The 17,795-nt window shown below is 75.8% G+C and carries 20 protein-coding genes; 3 read left to right on the plus strand and 17 right to left on the minus strand.

Annotated elements, in window-relative coordinates:
* Positions 1-8: 8 nt before the first annotated feature.
* Positions 9-1,025, minus strand: a complete 1,017-nt coding sequence (locus tag D4B81_RS08500) for an NAD(P)H-binding protein (RefSeq protein ID WP_097189446.1) — start codon at positions 1,023-1,025, stop codon at positions 9-11.
* A gap of 7 nt (positions 1,026-1,032) precedes the next feature.
* The gene (locus D4B81_RS08505) at positions 1,033-1,755 is read right to left on the minus strand and encodes a CPBP family intramembrane glutamic endopeptidase (protein WP_237565905.1); all 723 of its coding nucleotides are present in this window, start codon (positions 1,753-1,755) and stop codon (positions 1,033-1,035) included.
* A gap of 149 nt (positions 1,756-1,904) precedes the next feature.
* Here D4B81_RS08505 and D4B81_RS08510 point away from each other — a divergent pair, with 149 nt between their 5' ends.
* Positions 1,905-2,240, plus strand: coding sequence for a hypothetical protein (locus D4B81_RS08510; protein WP_122262004.1), 336 nt, complete (start codon positions 1,905-1,907; stop codon positions 2,238-2,240).
* Between the two features lie 89 nt (positions 2,241-2,329).
* Here the strand turns inward: D4B81_RS08510 and D4B81_RS08515 are convergent, their stop codons facing one another.
* Positions 2,330-2,878, minus strand: coding sequence for a pyridoxamine 5'-phosphate oxidase family protein (locus tag D4B81_RS08515; RefSeq protein WP_122262005.1), 549 nt, complete (start codon positions 2,876-2,878; stop codon positions 2,330-2,332).
* Positions 2,879-2,994: 116 nt separating this feature from the next.
* Here D4B81_RS08515 and D4B81_RS08520 point away from each other — a divergent pair, with 116 nt between their 5' ends.
* Positions 2,995-3,513, plus strand: a complete 519-nt coding sequence (locus tag D4B81_RS08520) for a DUF427 domain-containing protein (protein ID WP_122262006.1) — start codon at positions 2,995-2,997, stop codon at positions 3,511-3,513.
* Between the two features lie 7 nt (positions 3,514-3,520).
* Here the strand turns inward: D4B81_RS08520 and D4B81_RS08525 are convergent, their stop codons facing one another.
* Genes D4B81_RS08525 through D4B81_RS08550 form a run of 6 tightly spaced genes read right to left on the minus strand, consistent with a single transcriptional unit; the run spans position 3,521 to position 7,683 of the window.
* Positions 3,521-4,324, minus strand: a complete 804-nt coding sequence (locus tag D4B81_RS08525) for a TspO/MBR family protein (protein ID WP_122262007.1) — start codon at positions 4,322-4,324, stop codon at positions 3,521-3,523.
* Entirely contained in the window at positions 4,321-4,836 is a 516-nt protein-coding gene (locus D4B81_RS08530) for a DUF2867 domain-containing protein (RefSeq protein ID WP_161965056.1), read from the minus strand. The genes D4B81_RS08525 and D4B81_RS08530 overlap by 4 nt, the downstream gene beginning before the upstream one ends.
* On the minus strand, positions 4,833-5,501 hold the full coding sequence (locus tag D4B81_RS08535; RefSeq protein WP_122262009.1) for an anti-sigma factor: 669 nt from the start codon (positions 5,499-5,501) through the stop codon (positions 4,833-4,835). The genes D4B81_RS08530 and D4B81_RS08535 overlap by 4 nt, the downstream gene beginning before the upstream one ends.
* Entirely contained in the window at positions 5,498-6,076 is a 579-nt protein-coding gene (locus D4B81_RS08540) for an RNA polymerase sigma factor (RefSeq protein ID WP_161965057.1), read from the minus strand. The genes D4B81_RS08535 and D4B81_RS08540 overlap by 4 nt, the downstream gene beginning before the upstream one ends.
* Positions 6,077-6,105: 29 nt before the next feature.
* Positions 6,106-6,876 carry a class F sortase gene (locus tag D4B81_RS08545; protein WP_122262011.1) on the minus strand — a complete coding sequence of 257 codons (771 nt, stop codon included), beginning with the start codon at positions 6,874-6,876 and terminating at the stop codon, positions 6,106-6,108.
* A 3-nt stretch (positions 6,877-6,879) separates the two neighbouring features.
* Positions 6,880-7,683 carry a DUF4397 domain-containing protein gene (locus tag D4B81_RS08550; RefSeq protein WP_122262012.1) on the minus strand — a complete coding sequence of 268 codons (804 nt, stop codon included), beginning with the start codon at positions 7,681-7,683 and terminating at the stop codon, positions 6,880-6,882.
* Positions 7,684-7,838: 155 nt separating this feature from the next.
* On the opposite strand from D4B81_RS08550, the gene D4B81_RS08555 reads away from it, so the two are divergent.
* Complete coding sequence (locus D4B81_RS08555; protein ID WP_122262013.1) at positions 7,839-8,816, plus strand: SDR family NAD(P)-dependent oxidoreductase; 978 nt, start codon at positions 7,839-7,841, stop codon at positions 8,814-8,816.
* 60 nt (positions 8,817-8,876) lie between these two features.
* Here the strand turns inward: D4B81_RS08555 and D4B81_RS08560 are convergent, their stop codons facing one another.
* From D4B81_RS08560 to D4B81_RS08595, 8 genes are all read right to left on the minus strand, one after another.
* Positions 8,877-11,246 (minus strand): glycosyltransferase, encoded by a 2,370-nt coding sequence (locus D4B81_RS08560; RefSeq protein ID WP_161965058.1) that lies wholly within the window; start codon positions 11,244-11,246, stop codon positions 8,877-8,879.
* Complete coding sequence (locus tag D4B81_RS08565) at positions 11,243-12,157, minus strand: WcbI family polysaccharide biosynthesis putative acetyltransferase (RefSeq protein ID WP_122262015.1); 915 nt, start codon at positions 12,155-12,157, stop codon at positions 11,243-11,245. The genes D4B81_RS08560 and D4B81_RS08565 overlap by 4 nt, the downstream gene beginning before the upstream one ends.
* Complete coding sequence (locus tag D4B81_RS08570; protein WP_161965059.1) at positions 12,154-13,299, minus strand: glycosyltransferase family protein; 1,146 nt, start codon at positions 13,297-13,299, stop codon at positions 12,154-12,156. The genes D4B81_RS08565 and D4B81_RS08570 overlap by 4 nt, the downstream gene beginning before the upstream one ends.
* A complete protein-coding gene (locus D4B81_RS08575) occupies positions 13,296-14,168 on the minus strand; it encodes a glycosyltransferase family 2 protein (RefSeq protein WP_122262017.1) in 873 nt (290 codons plus the stop codon). The genes D4B81_RS08570 and D4B81_RS08575 overlap by 4 nt, the downstream gene beginning before the upstream one ends.
* Positions 14,165-15,175: a glycosyltransferase gene (locus D4B81_RS08580; protein WP_122262018.1), complete on the minus strand. Its 1,011-nt coding sequence runs from the start codon at positions 15,173-15,175 to the stop codon at positions 14,165-14,167. Before D4B81_RS08580 ends, D4B81_RS08575 begins: the two co-directional genes overlap by 4 nt.
* On the minus strand, positions 15,172-16,371 hold the full coding sequence (locus D4B81_RS08585) for a glycosyltransferase (protein WP_122262019.1): 1,200 nt from the start codon (positions 16,369-16,371) through the stop codon (positions 15,172-15,174). The genes D4B81_RS08580 and D4B81_RS08585 overlap by 4 nt, the downstream gene beginning before the upstream one ends.
* A gap of 68 nt (positions 16,372-16,439) precedes the next feature.
* Positions 16,440-16,742 carry a hypothetical protein gene (locus tag D4B81_RS08590; RefSeq protein ID WP_161965060.1) on the minus strand — a complete coding sequence of 101 codons (303 nt, stop codon included), beginning with the start codon at positions 16,740-16,742 and terminating at the stop codon, positions 16,440-16,442.
* A 25-nt stretch (positions 16,743-16,767) separates the two neighbouring features.
* Positions 16,768-17,793 (minus strand): acyl-CoA/acyl-ACP dehydrogenase, encoded by a 1,026-nt coding sequence (locus D4B81_RS08595; RefSeq protein ID WP_122262021.1) that lies wholly within the window; start codon positions 17,791-17,793, stop codon positions 16,768-16,770.
* Positions 17,794-17,795 lie beyond the last annotated feature (2 nt).

Here is a 17,795-nt window from a genome sequence, read left to right on the forward strand (position 1 = left end):
CGGGGTCGTCAGCGCCGGGCGCCCCGCACGAGGGCGCCGACCCCGGCGGCCACGACCGCCCCGACCACCGCGCCGACGAGCGCCCCGGCGATCTGGGTCGCGTGCTGCGGGTCAGCCTCCACGCCCTCCATCGCGCGGCGCACGGACTCGCGGTACGGCGTCACCCCGCCCTCCGGCGCCCCCACCAGCTGCTCGAGATCCTGCTCCCGGCAGACCACCTCGTGCACCAGCGACCCGACGAGCGGCTTGGCGACCGCGGCGTCGACCGGGGTCACCAGCCCTACCCAGTGGCTCGCCAGCCACGGCGTCATCACCGGGAGGGTGAGGATGATCCGGCGCCGCTGTCCCGTCTCCTCGGCGAACCCCTGCATCATCTCCTCGTACGTCAGCACGTCGGGACCGCCGATGTCGAAGGTCCGGTTGACGTCCTCCGGGAGCCGCGCCGCGGCGGTGAGCCAGTGCAGCACGTCGTCGATCCCCACCGGCTGGATCCGGTTGCGCAGCCACTTGGGCGCGACCATCGCCGGCAGCCGGGACGTGAGGTAGCGCAGCATCTCGAAGCTCGCCGAACCCCGCCCGATGACGGTGGCCGCCTGCAGCACCGCGGTGGGCACGCCGGAGGCCATGAGCAGGTCCCCGACCTCGACCCGCGAGGCGAGGTGCGTCGACAGCTTCTCCCCCGGGGGGTGCAGGCCGGAGAGGTAGACGATCCGCCCGACGTCCTCCTGCCGGGCCGCCCGGCCGAAGCCCTCGGCGAGGTCACGGTCCCGGCGCACGAAGTCGCCGGAGCCGTCCATCGAGTGGATGAGGTAGTAGGCCACGTCGACGCCGCGCAGCGCCGACCGCAGGTCCTCCTCCCGGGTGGCGTCGCCCTGGTGGACGTCGACCTGCCCCACCCACGGGGCGTCGAGGGAGCCGGAGCGGGTCAGGACGCGCACGTCATACCCCTCCTGGAGGAGTCGTGGGACGAGCAGGCCACCGATGTATCCGGAGGCTCCGGTGACGAGGGCGGTGCGTGGGTTCATGGGAGATTCACCTCAGTGCGGTCAGGAGGGGCGGGAGGATGAGGAGCATGCCGGTGGACCAGGTGATGTGCGTGATGGCCGGCCCGAGGACGCCGCCGGTGACGCGCCGCTGCAGCCCGCAGACGAGACCGATGCAGACGGCTGCCAGCACCAGGAGGGGCACGCCGGAACCGACGGTGGTGAGCGCGTAGAGGACCGTCGTCGCGGCGACGGTCCAGCGCTCGGGGATCGCGGCGTACAGCGCCCCGCGGAAGAAGATCTCCTCCGCGATCCCGTTGACGACGGTGAGCACGAGCACCAGCGCGAGGGAGCCGAACCGCGCGTGGTCCAGGAGGTCGTCCACCGGCGCCCGCAGCGGCGGGACCTGCGCCACGACGAGCGCGCCGGCGAGGAAGATCCCCAGGAGCAGGCCGCCCAGCGCCAGGGACTGCACCACCGGACGGGCGTATGACGTGCCCGACCGGGTGTGCGCGCGCCCCAGGTAGAGCGGGCCGGCGAGGAGCGCCCCGACCGTCCACGTGAGGGCGAGCGCGGCGGAGCCGAGGTAGAAGCGGGGGTCACCGGGCTCGAGGCTGAGCGACCACCACAGCAGCGCCGCGCCGGCGACGAGGGTGACCGCCGAGACGACGCGCCGCCGCCGCATGACGTGGGCGGGGTCGCGCCGGGTGCGCGGCACCTTCGTGACGAGGGAGGCGCGCAGGAACGCGCGCAGCTCGGAGACGAGGTTCACGGTGCCCACTCTGCCCTGTCCCTCCGTCGGTCACACCTCGACAAACTTTCTTGTGACAAACCTTTGACAAAGGTTATGCAACAGGTGCATGCTACCGCTATCCGGTCCGACGGTGGACCGGGACCGCCCCTGAGTCGAGGAGGACTCCCATGAAGAAGACCGCCATCGTCCTGGCCGCCCTGGCGCTGACCGCCACCGCCGCCGTGCCCGCCGCCGCGAAAGGCCACAGCCGCCCCGACACCGGCTGCATGCAGGCCGGCATCGCCACCCTCCAGGGCGCCGGTCTGATGGGCGAGGTCGCCAAGAACGGCCTGCCCGTCTCGCTGGCCCTCGCGCTGGACGTGGCGCCGCGCGACCCCTCGATCGTCCCCTCGCTGCCCGAGACGCTCCCCCTGTCCGTGGTGCTGGCCGACCACCGCGCCGGTGGGGACAGCATCTTCATCTACCCGTGGACGGTCGACGGCCAGTTCGCCTGCGTGCAGTGACCGGCCGACGACGCGCCCGCTCCTCAGCCGCAGGGCTGAGGCTCGGGCGCGTCGTCGTGCGCCACCCCCCTCGGGGAGGCCGCCGTCCCTCAGGGCAGCTCGACCACCGTGGACGACCCGCCCTCGTCGTCCCCACCCTTGCGACCGGTGATCGCCTTCACGGTGCTGACGGCCGTCCCGATCAGCGACTCGCCACCCCAGTAGTGGGCCGTGTCCCCCGAGATCTTCAGCACGACGTTGTCGGGGTTCTCCGGGCCGCCGTCCATGAACATGTCGGCGCCCTTGGACCACAGCTGCTTCACGAGCGCCCGGTCCTCGATCAGGGTCGCGGTCCCGGCGAGGGAGACCCACGCCTTCATCGACGAGTACGCCACGTTCACGCGCGGGTCGGCCCGCACGTCGGCCGCGACCGCGCTGCTGGCGCGCACCAGGAACAGCACGTCGCCGTCCTCCTCGGCGAGCTGGGTCGAGAGCGGGCGGCTGGTGAGCCGACCCTCGGGCGAGTCCGCGTCGACGGTGGTCAGCATGGCGATGTCCATGCCGGAGATCAGCGCGTGGACCTTCTCGACGTCCGCCGGGTCGTCGCTGACGCGCACCGGGTCGGAGGGGCTGGTGTCGTGGTGCTCGTGGTGGGTCATCGAGGAGCTCCTTCTGCAGAGGTATACCGTCGCGCCGGCAGGCGCGGACCGTCCCCTCACGCTAGCCGCGGGGGGCTGATCCGGCAGGTCGGGACAGCGAGAGGAAGGACGGGACGATGACCCAGGACGAGGGGCAGGCGGTGACGGAGTCGGTGTGGGACTACCCCCGACCCCCGGCCGTCGACGGGTCCGGCACGGAGCAGGTGGTCGTCGTCTTCGGCGGCGTCGAGGTGGCGCGCAGCACCCAGGCCCTGCGCGTCCTGGAGACCTCGCACCCGCCGACCTACTACCTCCCCCGGGCCGCCTTCGCCGACGGGGTCCTGCGGGCGGCGCAGGACGCGCACACCACGTGGTGCGAGTTCAAGGGCACCGCGACCTACTGGGACCTCGTCGTCGGCAGGGTCCGCCGCCCCCGGGCGGCGTGGAGCTACGAGTCGCCGTCGCCGCGCTACCACCGCCTCCTGGGGCACGTCGCGCTGATGCCGGGGCTGGTCGACCGCGCGACCTGCCCCGAGGACGGCTGCTTCGTCGACGGTGAGCGGGTGCGGCCCCAGGAGGGCGGCTTCTACGGCGGCTGGATCACCTCGCGGGTCACCGGTCCCTTCAAGGGACCCCCCGGCACCCGCGGCTGGTAGCGCGCCCTCACGCCCCTGCCGGGACGGCCCGACCGCGACGCACCAGGGCCAGGACGCCGAGGACTGCCACGCAGACGGCGGCGAGCGCGGCGGCATACCCGACGGTGTCGCTGCGCAGGTCGCCGACGAACCGGCCCACCGACACCCAGGCCACCCCCCACGTCACGGCGGCGGTGAACGCGCCGCGGAAGACGCGGTCGGGGGTGCGCCCGAGCAGGTACCAGGCCAGCGCGACGACGACGGCGAGGACGGCCAGCGTCACCAGGGTCGGCACGCGCCCGTCGGTGGGGACGCCGAGCCCGACGAGCCAGGACGCGATGTTGGCGCAGGTCGCCACGCACACCCAGCCGAGGTAGAGGCCGAACGTCCCGGAGACGAGCACCCGCGGCGCCAGCCCCTCGTCCGGCATCCCGGCCGTGCGGCGCAGGACGAGACCGAGCGAGAGGGCGATCCCGAGGATGACGAGCACCGAGACCAGGATCCAGCCGGCGAAGACGACGAGCAGCCACAGCCCGTTGAGCGCGAGCGAGGCGGCGGCGGGCAGCCGGGTGAGCCGCGCGCGATCCGAGCGGGCGCCGTCGGGCAGCCACTGCCAGACGACGTAGCCGGCGAGGAACAGGTAGATGACCGACCAGATCGAGAACGCCGGCCCGTGCGGCGCGATGAGGGTGGTGCTGTCCGAGAACAACCCCTCGCCCTGCTCCTCGACCCCGCCCGACCCGCCGACGAGGCCGGTGCCGACCAGGGTGCCGCCGATCCACAGCACGGCGGCGAGGGTCACGATCAGCTGGTCGCGGCGCAGGGTGCTCATGACAGGAGGCTAGCGAGGTCGGGCCTGGCGCCCCGGCGCTCCGCCGCGACCCCCATCCCCCGGACCATGGCCCGCATGACGAGCACGTGCGCCGGTAGCTCGAGCCACCACAGCAGCCGCCCGCGCCACCCGTCGGGGTGCCACTCGAGCCGCTGCTCCAGCAGGGAGGACGCGCCGTCCGGGGCAGCCACGGCCTCGTGCGTCAGGAAGGCCCGCCCGGGCATGCGCTGCTCCGAGCGCAGGGTCAGGCTCCGCCCGAGATGTATGTCGTGCACGCGCCACCCGTCCACGGGGTCCCCGGTGCGCAGCGCGCGGTCCGGCCGGCCACGCAGGCCCGGTCCGCCCAGGAGCCGGTCCACCCGGCCGCGCACGGCCCAGAGGTGGTTCGCGGCGTACCACCCGGGGGCGCCGCCCAGGTCGGCGATGCACGACCAGGTGACATCGACGGGGGCGGCGACCCGGACCGTCCGGCGCTCGCGGAAGACGCCGTCACGGTCGGGGAGCAGGGTCACCCGACCTCGCCACGGACGAGGCTGTCGCCCCCGTGGGCGGGGTCGCCGTCCATGTGCTCCCGGGAGATGTCGACCACGGGGAACTCCGCCAGCTCCAGCCCGGCGGGCAGGAGGTACTCGCCGGTGTCCCCGTCGAGGACGCCGAGGGTGATCATCCCGCTGGCGTCGGGCTTGAGCAGCCAGACCTCGAGGTAGCCCTCACCCGGCTGCGGAGCCGCGTCGAGCTCGACGCGCAGGCGCTGGTGGCCGTCGACCTGCACCACCTGGGCGCTGCCGGCCGGCTGCTCCTCCAGGAGCGGGGCCAGCTGGCCGCTCGCCAGCACCTGCCCGGCCCGGCCGTCGTCGGCCCCGCCCAGCAGCTCGAAGCCCGTCCACGTCACGAGAGCACCCACCGCGGCCGCGGCGAGGATCGGCAGCGCGAGCCCGCGGCCGGTCCGCCCGGCGCGACGCCGTCGGTGACGCGCGAGGTCGTCGGTGAGCTGCGGCATACCTGCGGGGTCCGGGCCTGCGGCCGCGCCCGTCGCGCGCAACCCGGCCACGATCGCCGTCCACACGTGCGGAGGGGGAGACTGCTCGACCACGCCGGCGCGGCGCAGCAGGGTCGTCGCACGGGAGTCGTCCTCGGGGTCGCCGGGACGGACGGTGGTCCTGAGCTGGTCGTTCATCGAGCACCTCCCATGAGCGTACGGAGCCGGGCGAGCGTCCGGGTCGTGTGGGTCTTGACGGTGCCGAGCGGCAGCTGGAGCAGCTCGGCGATCTCCTTCTGGGTCTTGTCGTGGACGTACGCGAGGAGCAGGATCTGGCGCGGCGGGTCGCCGATCCGCTCCAGCTCCTCGTAGACGGCGAGCAGGTCGTCACGGTCGACGTCCAGCCAGGCCTCCTCCGACCCGTCCTCCTCCAGGGTGCTGGGCACCTCCGCGCTGCGGTGGCGCTGGCGCAGCGAGTCGGCCACGGCGCGGCGGGTGATGCCGACCAGCCAGGCGCCGAGCGGCCCGTGGCGGGGGTCGTAGGTGCCCCTCGCGCGCCAGGCCGACAGGAACACCTGCTGGGTGACGTCGTCGGCCTCGACGGGGCCGACGGCGCGGCGGGCCAGGCCGTGCACCAGCGGGCTCCACCGGGCGTAGGCCCGTTCGAGCGCGTCCGGCGCACCCGCCATCCACGCGTCACGGATCAGCGCGTCGTGGGCGGTCGTGTCCTGCGCCTCCCTCGAGGCCGCGTCGGCCTGGTCGCCCTCGGTCATGCGGGCCACTCTAAGAGGAGGCGCGATGGTCATTGCTCAGGCACCGCCGAGATGACCAGGTTGTCGGTGTAGCTGCCGGTGCGCGGCGACCAGTCGCCGCTGCAGGTGACCATGCGCAGCACGGGGTCGCCGTCCCGGCGGAAGATCTCGTCGACGGCCAGGTCGGACTTGGCCACCTGCTCGCCGCCGACCACCCGGTATGTCGTGCTCGTCCCGTCGTCGAGCTCGACGACGACCTCCGCACCCTCCTCGACCCGGGTGAGGTCGAGGAAGGCCCCGGGGCCGGTGGTGGTGTCCACGTGCCCGGCCACGACGACCGAGCCCGCGTCACTCCCGGGGGCCGGACCGTAGCGGTACCAGCCCGCCCGGTCCGGCTCCTCCGGGATCTCCATCTGCCCGTCCGACGCAACCCCCACACCGTCGATCTCGACCACGAGGTCGAGGGACGGGACGGAGAGACGGACGGGCGCGGCCTGCTCCTGCGCCGGGGGCAGCGCGGCCGAGGACCGGCCCGGCCCGGGGGTGGTGCTCCCCGCCGCCGGGGCAGGGGTGGGCCCCGACGGCGGAGAGCTGGTGGCGGTGGAGCTCTCCGCCACCGGGGAAGGAGCCTCTTCCTCCTCCGACGCCGGGCCGGCGACGTCGAGATCGACGGTCGAGGATCCGAAGTCCGCGGTCTGCGGCACCGGGTCCTGCAGGAGCCCGCGCACCGCCCAGCCGGCGAGGACCAGGCAGAGCAGCGTCACGGCGATCGCGACGACGCTGACCTGACGGGGTCGCCGGGGGGCGGTGCGGGGCGCCACGGGTCAGACCCGCTCGGACCGGACGACGTAGCGACCGGCGATGGCGGCTCCGGCGACACCGGCGAGCGCGAGGACGAGCAGCGCGTTGGTGTCCACGAGGCCACCCTGGCCGGACGGCACGCCCTCGGGCGAGCTGTGCAGGCCGTCGATGGTCTGGACCGCGAGGTCCAGGTTGCCGGCCTCCGCGGAGCCCCACGCGTAGACGATGGTGTTCGTGCCCTCGGCGAGGTCCAGGTCGGCCGGGCCGAGGACGACGTCCTCGGTGCCCGCCAGCACCACGTCGGCCGAGACCGTGCCGGCCGGGAGGTCGAGGACCTCCTCGTTCGGGTTGGTCAGGCCCTCGATGACCGGGGTGCCACCGGCGCGGACGTCGACGGCCGGGGCCGCAGCGGCGTGGCGGACGGTGATCCGGGCCTCGCCGGCGGCGGTCTGCGACACGTCGTTGACGAAGGCGGACAGCATCGGCGCGCCGGCCTCGTCGAGGTGCGCGGCGAGGGTGAGGTTGGCGCCGCCCGGGACCTCGAGGCCCTCGGCGGAGATGGCCGGGTCGCCGTCCTCGGGGGTCACGCCGTCCTCGTAGACGGCGATGTCGTACGTGCCGGCGGCCAGCATCATCGGGTCGGTCAGGGTGCCGGGCGCGAAGTCGGGGATGAGCTCCTCGCCGTTCACGTACACGTCGACGGTGAGCCCGGGCACGCCGTGCAGCACCGAGACGGTCGACTCGTGGCTGTCGGCGAGGGCGGGGGCGGCCGCGAAGGCGGTGGTCGCTACGCCGGCGAGCAGGGCGATGGTGGTGGTCCTACGCATGATGTGCTCCTTGTTCCGGGGGCGGACCGGTTCCGCCCTCACCTGACACTACGGGCGTGGATGCAAGGTTGGATTCATCTTTGTCCAAACTTTGTCACATGTTTTTCCGGACCCCCCGTCGGGCGCCGGCGCCCACCGCCCCCTACCGTTCGACCATGAGCACCTCACCGAGCACGTCGACCCAGCCCGTGGCGCTCGTCGCCGGGGGCTCCCGGGGCCTGGGCCTGATCATCGTCCGCGAGCTGATCTCGCGCGGCTACCGCGTCGCCCTCTGCGGCCGCACCCTCGAGACCGCGCAGGAGGCCGCGCGCGAGGTGGGCGCCACGGCATACCGCTGCGACGTCCAGGACCGCGACGACGTGTTCGACCTGGTCCGCCGGGTCGAGGAGGAGATGGGGCCGGTCGAGGTGCTCGTCCACGTCGCCGGGATCATCCAGGTCGGCCCGGCCGAGACGATGACCCTCGACCACTTCGACGACGCCATCGGCACCATGCTCACCGGGCCGGTGCAGCTGGCCTGGGCGGTGCTGCCGGGGATGCGGGCGCGCGGGCACGGGCGCATCGGCGTCGTCACCTCGATCGGTGGCAAGGTGGCCGCGCCGCACCTGCTGCCCTACGTCGCGGCGAAGTTCGGGGCCGTCGGCTTCACCGAGGGGCTCGCCGCGGAGCTCGCCGGCACCGGTGTCACCGCCACCGCGCTCGTCCCCGGCCTGATGCGGACCGGCTCGCACGAGGGTGCGCTGTTCACCGGCGACCACGGGGCCGAGTTCGCGTGGTTCGGCACGGCGGCGTCGCTGCCGCTGCTGTCGATGGACGCCGAGCGCGCGGCCCGGCACATGGTCGACGGCGTGCTCGAGGGCAAGCCGGTCGTGCAGCTCTCGCTGATGACGCACCTCGCGACGCGCTTCCACGGGCTCTCGCCGACCCTGACGGTGCACCTCATGGGGATCATGAACCGTCTCCTGCCCTCCTCCCCCGCAGGTATGCCGTTCGCCGGCACCGCCGACACGCCCACCTCGGTCCCGGTGCCGGGTCGGGAGGCCGCCCGGCAGCTCTCGGCGGGAGCGTCGTCAGCCGTGCGCACCCTGACGACTCTCGGGCGGCGGGCGGCGGGGCGGTTCAACCAGCGCTGACCCGTCCGGAGGGCAGGGCCGTCGGCGGCCTCCTCACGGGCACGGGTCGGCGACGCTCGATCAGGGGTGGGCCTGCCGCCAGCGCTCGACGACCACGTGCCCGTCCACCGGCTCCACCCACCCCTCCGGCAGCCACGCCGGTGGGAGCGGCTCGCCGTGCAGCAGTCGACGGCCGCGGGACCGCGTCGCGACCACGCGGACCCCGCTCGCCTCGTCGGCCACCAGAGCTGACTCCTGCCCGAGGACCGTGCCCGTGAGGTCGTGCGGGTACGGCGCCCACGGCAGCCGCAGCACCGCGACCGGGCGGCTGACCTCGACGCACGCCCGGGCCCGGCCCAGCACGGGCGGGGGCGGCAGGCCGAGATGCACCCGTCCACCGCCCGCCCCGCGCAGGAGGCCGGCCGGGACGTCCTCCTCCTCACCGACCCCGTCGAGCCACACCCCGACGTCCCCCCGCCGCAGGGCCGACTCCGTCACCACCTCGAGCTGTCCCGGCGTCCACCCGCCCGCCCGCAGCACCACCACGACGTCCGGCTGGTCGTGGACCCAGCCGCGGCCGCGCACCAGCGGGTGCGGCAGCCGGGGCGCCAGCCGCGACGTCTCCCCATTCTTCACCCGGGCCAGCCGCTCGGCCTCCTGACCCTCCGGCCGCCCCGCCAGGTCCGGCCCGTCGTGCCAGGCCACCGCGCCGGGCACGTGCCGCAGGTCGGCGCCGGCGAGCCAGGTCCGCCAGGCGAGGTCCCAGTCCTCGCCGCCGTACCCGGTCAGCCCCTCGTCGAAGCCCCCGACCACCTCCCACACCACCCGGGGCACGGCCATCACCGCCGACAGCACGTACCGGAACGACCCGTCGTCCGCCGCCCGGAGGTCGTCGGAGGCCGCGAACCCGTCCGCCAGCCACCCCGGCTCCGCCAGCGGCTCCACCGGGGGCCAGGGCCGGCCGCCGCCCCTCGCGACCGCCCGCAGGTCGGCGTGCCGCCGCCGCCCCACCGCGAGCACCGGGGAGGCGAGGCAGACGCGCTGGAGCGCGGCGGCATACCCGTCCTCGGGCACCGTGTCGCCGTCGACGAACAGGAGGACCCGGCCCCGCGCCCGGCGCGCGCCGAGGTTGCGGGCGGCGCCCGCGCGGAAGCCGAGATCCTCCTGGCGGACGACGTGGACGGGCAGCGCGCACGCCGACACGTCCGGGGGCTCCGGCGAGCCGTCGTCGGCGACGACCACCTCGAGCCCACCGACGACGCCGGTCTGCGCGTCCAGGCGGCGCAGGATGAGGTCGAGCAGCTCCTGGTCGCGGTAGTACGGCACGACCACCGACACCGCCGGCCCGCGCGCCACCTCGCCGAGGAGCCTCCCCGCCTCCGCCGCGGACGGGCCGAGCCGCACCGACGCGTCGAGCCGGGTCGAGGCCGGGTCGGCCAGCGCGTCGGCGACCGCCTCCGCCAGCCGGTCCGGGGAGATGAGGGTGAGCGCGCCCGGCATCCGGTCGGCGAGCTCCTGGGCGTAGCGCGAGCGCAGCACCACCGGCCGCCGCCCCGCCGCCAGCCAGGTCGAGATGGACCCGGACGCCGAGAGGTGCTGGTGGGCGGCGACGGGCACGCCCGCCCCGGCGAGCAGCGCCGGGAGGTCCTCGTCGTCCACCCACCCGGTCGTCGACCAGCTCACCCCCGCGGCCGCCGCACGGGCGGTGAGCTCCTCGACCAGGTCGTCGTGGCCGTCCGAGGCACGACCGAGGTTGCGGACCTCGACCGCCCGGCCGGCCAGCCGCGGGTCGCGCGCGGCGGCGGCGGCCGCGTCGACGACCTCCTCCAGCCCCTTGCCCGGGTAGACGTAGCCGAGGGTCACCACGCTCGTCCCCGGGGACGTCGGCTCCACCGCGGGCGCGGACCGCTCCACCGGCAGGGGTATGACGTGCACGCGCGCCAGGACCTGGCGCGCCGACGCGGGCCGGGCCCAGCGGAGGGCGGCGGCCAGCAGGAGGCGCTCGTGGTGGCTGGCGACGACGACCTCGTCCGACTCGGCGGCGACCGTGGCGTAGAGGGTGGAGCGCGCTCGGCGCCAGCGACCGTCCGAGGCCTGGGGCAGGTCGTGCAGCACGACCGAGACGCGGACCGCCCCCCGCAGCACGCGGCGCCAGGCGACCAGCGCGGCGTCGGGGTCCCCGGCGAGGACGCGGTCGGTGACCTGGACGACGACCGAGCGAGCGACCAGCGCCCCGTCGGGGAGGGCGTCGAGGCGGTCGCAGCGCAGCAGGTCGGCGGCCAGGGCGTCGTGCACGAGGAGGCCGTGGCGGACGACACCGTGCACCTCGGGGCCGGGGACGACGTGCAGCAGCGGGGGGCCCGCGGACCCGGCGGCGGCGGTCCCGTCGGTCCGGCCAGCCGCCACCCCCGGGTCGGGCGCGGCCCCGGGGCCGGGCGTCCCGTCGCTCACGGAGACCACCCGAGCCGCCGCAGCACCTCCCCCTTCTTCTCGATCCCCACCTCCACGACCCGCGGGTGGTCGGCGTAGAACGCGAGGTGCGCCTCCCCGACCTCCTCGTCGCTCACCTCCTTGCCGTCGACGACCCACCCCGGCCGCGGCGGGCCGTCGAGCCCGAGGGCGTCCAGCACCTCTGGTCGCAGCGGCGAGAGCACCGACCCGAGCAGCGTCCGGCCCGGGTCGTGCACCGCCCGTCCGGGCCCCACGGCCTCGTCGACGACCCGCTGCGCGAGCGCCAGCAGCACGGGGTTGCCGGGGTGGTCGACCGTCCACCCGGCCGCGGCTCCCACGTCGGCGACGACGTCGCTGATCCGCAGCGACCCCTGATCCTCCTCGCGACGCTCCAGCTCGGCCAGCGACGCGGCGGCGTTGTCACGCACCGCGTCGGCGGGCAGCTCGTCCGGACCGCTCCACCCCGCCGCACGGCCGATCCGGCGCACGTCGTGGTAGGGCACGACCGGGGGGTCGAGGACGCCCTCGTCCTCGTGGCGCACGAGCACCTGCTCCGGGTAGAGCACGGTCGAGAAGTAGTTGGGCAGCGGCACGAACCGCGCGTCCGGCCGCAGTCTGGCCCGGACCTGCGCCGTGCCGATCGACAATCCGCGATATCCGTCCGACACCCTCTGCCCCGCCACGACGTCGGCCCAGGCCAGCACGCGCTCGAGGTGCGGCAGGTCCGGCTCGGTCAGCTCGTGCACCGGCGGCATCCGGACACTGTCCACGGCCTCCGCCGTCGCCACTGCGACCCGCAGCGCCTCCGCCTGACAGTTGCCCAGCACCGCCAGCCGCGGCCGCTCGCCGGACGGCAGCTCCTCCAGCCCGTAGAACGCGCCGTAGTGCCGGCGCCTCCCGTCCTCGCTCATGCGACCTCCCCGCCCCCGGTCGAGGCGTCGACCCGCTCCCCGGCCAGCACCGCGGCATACACCTCGGCGTGGCGGGCGGCCACGAGCTCGCGCTCGGCCTCCCGCTCCGCGCGGGTGACCCTCGGCGGCGGGGTGGCGGCCTCTCCGAGCAGCTCGACGATCCGCGCGACGCTCGCGGGCACCTCGGGCGGCCCCCAGGTGAGCACGCCGCCCTGCTCGGCGAGGAAGCCGACGGCCGGGGCCAGCGCCCACGTGCCGACGTCGCGGCACGCCTCGACCCAGCCGGAGTGCGTCCCCCAGGCATAGGCGAGCACCGAGACGTCGAGCCCGGCCAGGTAGGCCCAGAGCCGCTCGTCGGAGAGCCGGGGCGCAACGACGACGTCGACGCCGGCGGGCGGGGCGGCGCGCAGCTCGGCGAGCAGGCCCGCGAGCGCCGGGTCGTGCCGCTGCGCGAACGGCTCGAGGACGTCGGGGTGGGCGCGCACCTCGAGGTGGACCTGGCCGTCGAGCTGCCCCACCGCCTCGACGAGGGCGGGCAGCACCCGCATCGGCGCGATGTTGGTGCGCAGGCTCTTGAGGTGCAGCCCGACCCGCAGCGGCCCGGTCCGCGGCGGCCGGGGCGCGCCGACCAGGTCGAGGGGGACGACGTGCGGGTGGGGGACGACCAGCGGCCGGCGCCCGTGCTCGCGCTCGACCGCCCGCGCGGCGCCCTCGGTGAGGGTGAGCAGCCCGGCGGACCGCTCGACGAGCAGCGCGAGCTGCTCGCGGTGCCGCGTCTGCTCCACGAGGTGGGGGTTGACGAGGTCGTGGACGGTGTGGACGAGCGGCAGCCCCACGTCCTGGAGCGTGTCCAGCCACCGCGCCAGCTGCTCGGTCGTCCGCCCCTCCATCCCGAAGTGGACGTGCACGACGTCCTGCTCGTCGGCGTGGGCGCGGACCCAGCCCGGCTCGAGGACGGGGTGCGGCCACCACTGACCGGGCGGCGCGCCGGGCACCGGCGGGTCGGGGAGGTGGACCACGCCGGCACCGGTCGGCGGGTGCACGGGCAGCAGGCTGTGGACGTAGGCGTGGGCGGCGGGCACCATCCGTACCCTGACCATGCTCCTCGAGCTCCCCGAGCCCATCGGGCTCACCGCGCTCATCCGGTCACCCGCCAGCGTCCGGCGGCGTCCGGCGCGGCGAGCCCGCGCTCGCGGAACGCCTCCAGCCAGCCCTCCATCGGCCACCAGCCCCACCGGTCCGCGAAGATCCCGGCGTTGCGCACCACCGCCTCGAGGTGCTGCACGGGCGGGGAGGAGCTCTCGTGGTGCTGGTGGTAGGCCGTCGCCCCGCCCACCCAGGTCAGGCTGCCGCCGCACGCGCCCACCACCTGGGCGAAGTCGGTGTCCTCGCCGCCGTAGCCGACGTAGTCCTCGCAGAAGCCCCCCGTCGTCGCGTAGTCCTCCGCGGTGAGCGCGAAGCTGAGCGACCAGAACTGGCGCAGGTCCGGCTCCGCCTGCCGCGCACCCGGCTCCAGCCGCACCCGGTCGGGGCGGTGCTGCGCGACCTCGGCCAGCCGGGCCAGGTCGCCGGGGGCGGTCCAGCCCTCCTGTCCGGGCGGCAGGGCCGGGAGGTAGGCGACGTCGCCGCAGAGGACGGCCGGGGAGGAGGACTCGCGGGTACGCCGCGCGCCCAGCTCCCGCGCGTACGTCGCCACGGTGCCGGGCCCGGGGATGCAGTCGACGTCGAGGAAGACGAGCCGGTCCGCGCCCCGCGCCACGGCGGCGGACGCGGCCGCGTTGCGGGCGGCGGCGAGCGGGAGCCCGTCGGCGGAGGCGGGGACGTCGACGACGACGACCTCCGGAAGGGTGACGTCACCCCACGCCCCGCGGACGACCGCCTCGATCTGCGGGTCGTCGATCGCGGCGACCACGTGGAGGTCCGGGACCTGCTCGCCGGCGGCGAGCCCGGCGACCTGCCCCCGGAGGTGGTCGTGGCGGCCGTGGGCCAGGGTGAGGACGGCGACGGTCATGCGGCAGCCCCCGCGAGGTCGTCGAGCAGCGTGGCGGCCCGGGCCGCCCCGTCGGCCCCCCAGCGGGACCAGCCGGCACCGCCCAGGTCGACGGCCCGCTCGAGCAGGTCGGGCCAGGCATCGGCAGGGGGCCAGCCCACCCCGGTGGCGGCGAGCGACATCCGCTCCAGCGCGCGCCCCGTGGCCAGCTGCTCGTCGTGCGGTCGCGGCTGCGCCAGGACGACGGCGGGTCGGCCCGCGAGCGCGACGTCGGCGACGGCGCCCTGGCCCGCGTGGCAGACGACGACGTCCGCCCCGGCCAGGTCGGCGAGCAGGTCCGGGCTGGCCGGACGGCCGCCGCCACGGACCACCCAGGTCCAGCCCGGCGTCGCCGCGGCCGCGGACTCCAGCGCCGCGTCGTCGAGGTCGTCGCCACCGCTGCCCCAGACCACGAGCACCCGCCGACCCCCGGCCGGCGGGACGAGCGACGCGTCGTGGAGGGCAGGCTGCGGGGCCAGCGCGCTGATGCCGCCGACCTCCCAGACCTTGGCCACCCAGGCGTCCGGCCAGCCGGAGTCGGGGTGGGCGCCGGGAGGCCAGGGGGCGAGGAGGGCGTCGGCGAGGTCGTACGCGAGCCGGTGCGCGCGGTCGGTGCGGTCCCCCGGCATCGCCCCCACGACGACGGGCACCCCGCAGAGGCGGACCAGGAGCGCCACCTCGACCGACACGTCCACGACGACGAGCGACGGCCGGGCGTCGGCGACCCAGTCGACCAGCTGCCGGTGCCTCCGGAGCAGGCCGTCGTGGTGCGCGGGCACCCAGTGCAGCACCCCGCCCGCGGTCACGTCCTGTGAGCTCGGGTCCACGGCGGGCTCGTCGTCCCGCGCGAGCTCGACCCACGCCCCCGGCCAGCCCTCCGGCGCGCCGCCCGACCCCAGTCCCACGACGTCCGAGCGCAGCGCGCGCGCCACGGCCGTGCCGCGACGGCGGTGCCCCTGTCCCTGGTGGTGCAGGTAGTAGCCGATCACCGACCGGCCGTCCCGAGGTCGCCCACCGGGTCACCGGGCAGACCGGGCAGCCGGCGGACGGTCCGACGCAGCGACGGCACACCCCGGGCGGCGAGCCGCAGCGGGTCGGACGCGGCGTGCCGGGCGAGCACGTCGGCGTACACCCGCTCGTAGGCGTCCACCATCTTGTCCATCGAGTGCTCCGTCACGGCGTGCTCGCGGCACGCGTCCCGGGGCAGGGCCACGACCTCCGGCAGCAGCGCCGCCGCCCGCACGACCACCTCGTCCTCGGTGCCGTCGGTCGGCACCAGTCGACCGACGTGCTCCGCGACGACCTCCGGCAGACCGCCCCGGGCGAAGGCCAGCACCGGAGTCCCGCAGGCGAGCGCCTCGGCGGCGACCAGGCCGTACGGCTCGTCCCACGCCGGGGTCACCAGCGCCGCCGCGCTCGACCCGACGACCCCGGCGAGCTCGACGCTGTCGAGGTGACCGACGTAGCGGACGTCGTCCCCGCACAGGGGCCACAGCACCCGCTCGGCGTAGGCCTCGTCCGCGACCGGGCCGGCGAGCACGAGCGGCATGCCTGCGGCCCGGGCGATCCGCACGGCCAGGTGCGGGGCCTTCTCGGGGACGATCCGCCCCCACCAGACCAGGTGCTCGCCCCCGGGGCCGGGGCGCCACACCTGCGTGTCGACGCCGTTGTGCACGACGGAGGCCTCCACGACGTGGGCCCAGGAGCGGGCGGTGTAGTCGCTCACCGCGGTCGCGGACAGCAGGGACTCGCGCCGGGCGGAGCAGGCGATGGCGATCGCCGACTCCAGCCAGGGGGTGGGCGGGGTGTGCAGGCTGAGCAGCGTCGGCACGCGCAGCGTGGGCGCCATCGCGGTCGGGAGGTGGTGCAGCGCGTGCGTGTGGACGAGGTCGACGTCGTCGCGCTCGGCGAGGGAGAGCATGAGGGCCAGGTATGCGTGGTGCCGCCTCAGGTAGCCCAGGTCCGGCATCGAGACGTCGGCGCGGGCGGCGTCCGACAGCGGCAGCTCGGCGGGCCACAGGTGCTCGACCCCGGGGAGGACCTCGCTGCCGCGCGCGGCGAACAGACTGACCCGGTGGCCGCGCTCGACGAGACCCCGGGTCAGGTGCCAGGTCACCGACTCCAGGCCGCCGGCGAAGGGCTGCCGGACGGGGTGGCGCGTGTGACCGATGACGACGACATGCATGGCGACCCTCCTCGCCCGCGCACCCTGACGTGGGCTCCGGTGCGCGGTACCGAGGCCCTGACCGGATGCTAAGCCGTCAGCGGCAGAGCCGCACGCGCACCGGACCCGTGGCGGTCCGCCCACAGCGTCTTCGTCGGCCCGCGCTCGTTCGCGAGGCGCAGCACCTGCTCGCGCAGCGCCGCCTCCAGCTGCCCGTCGTCGAGGGGGACGGATATCGACGATCCGCGATTTTCGGCGGGGCCCCCCACTGTCTTCTCCCGGGTGCTCGGGTCCGGCGTCTCCCGGGCGGTCGGGTCCGGAGGGTCGGCCGCGGCCTCAGAGGGCGAGCCGGAGGTGGGGGTCCGGCCCGGATATCGCGGATCGTCGATCACACCGCTCACCATGCGATCACACCGCTCACCACGCGGTGGGCATCCCGTCCGCGACGGCCCGGCCGACGACGGCGGCGTCCCGCTCCGCCTTGTGCTGGCGCAGGTAGAGCTGCAGGTCCGCGACCCGGGCCGCATGCTCCTCCTCGCCCACGAGCGGTCCGGGGCCGAGCCCGTGCGCGGCGGCGCTGAGCACCGTCTCGCACGCCTCGTGCACCACGTGCCGGGTCCGGATGCAGCGCGGCCAGGCGTGCTCACCCCGCACCAGCCCCTCGTCGACGGCCGCCGCCGCCTCGGCCAGGGTGGCGCCCGCGCCGGTCAGGGCCGCGTCGACCGCGCCCAGCAGGGCCAGCCCGACCTGGTCGGGGTCCCGCTCCTGCGCCGCCGCCCAGAGCCGGCGCGCCAGCCCCGCGGCACCGCCGAACCACACCGCGGCCACCCCCAGCCCGCCCCAGGCGAAGCCGCCGCGGGTGAGGTACCAGTTCGGCGGGCCGACGAGCTCGCCGGGGACGTCGTGCAGGTCGAGAGCGGTCGAGCGTGCGGACCGGAGCCCCCGCGCGACCCACGGCTCGTCGACCGCTCTGACCCCGCCTTGGTGCAGGTCGATCGCGACCAGCCCACGCTCGTGCGGCGAGACCCAGGCCGTGACCAGGGCCCGGTCCAGCAGCGAGGCGAGGGAGCACCACGGCTTGCGCCCGGTCAGCCGGCCGTCCCGCAGCTCGAGCCGCGGGTCCGCACCCTCGGCCGCGAAGACGCCCCAGACGCCGGAGGTGTCGGGCACGGCATACCCCTCCGCGGTCGCCTGCGCGAAAATCGCCTGCGCGTCGAGGTGCGGCTCGAGCGCGCGGGCGACGGTGAGGTCCACCGCGGCGAGCTCGGCCAGTCCGCGCCACAGCTCCAGGGTCCGCCCGTGGCCGGGGAGAGGCAGGAGGTCCGTCGCCCGGTCGGCGAGCGCGAGCGCCGCCGCCGGGTCACCGGCGGCGGCGTGCGCGTCGTGGAGCAGCCCGGCGAGGTCGTCGTCGACGTGGGCCTGCGCCCAGGAGGAGCCGATCACCC

This window comes from Ornithinimicrobium cerasi, assembly GCF_003702705.1.
GTDB classification, from domain to species: domain Bacteria; phylum Actinomycetota; class Actinomycetes; order Actinomycetales; family Dermatophilaceae; genus Ornithinicoccus; species Ornithinicoccus cerasi.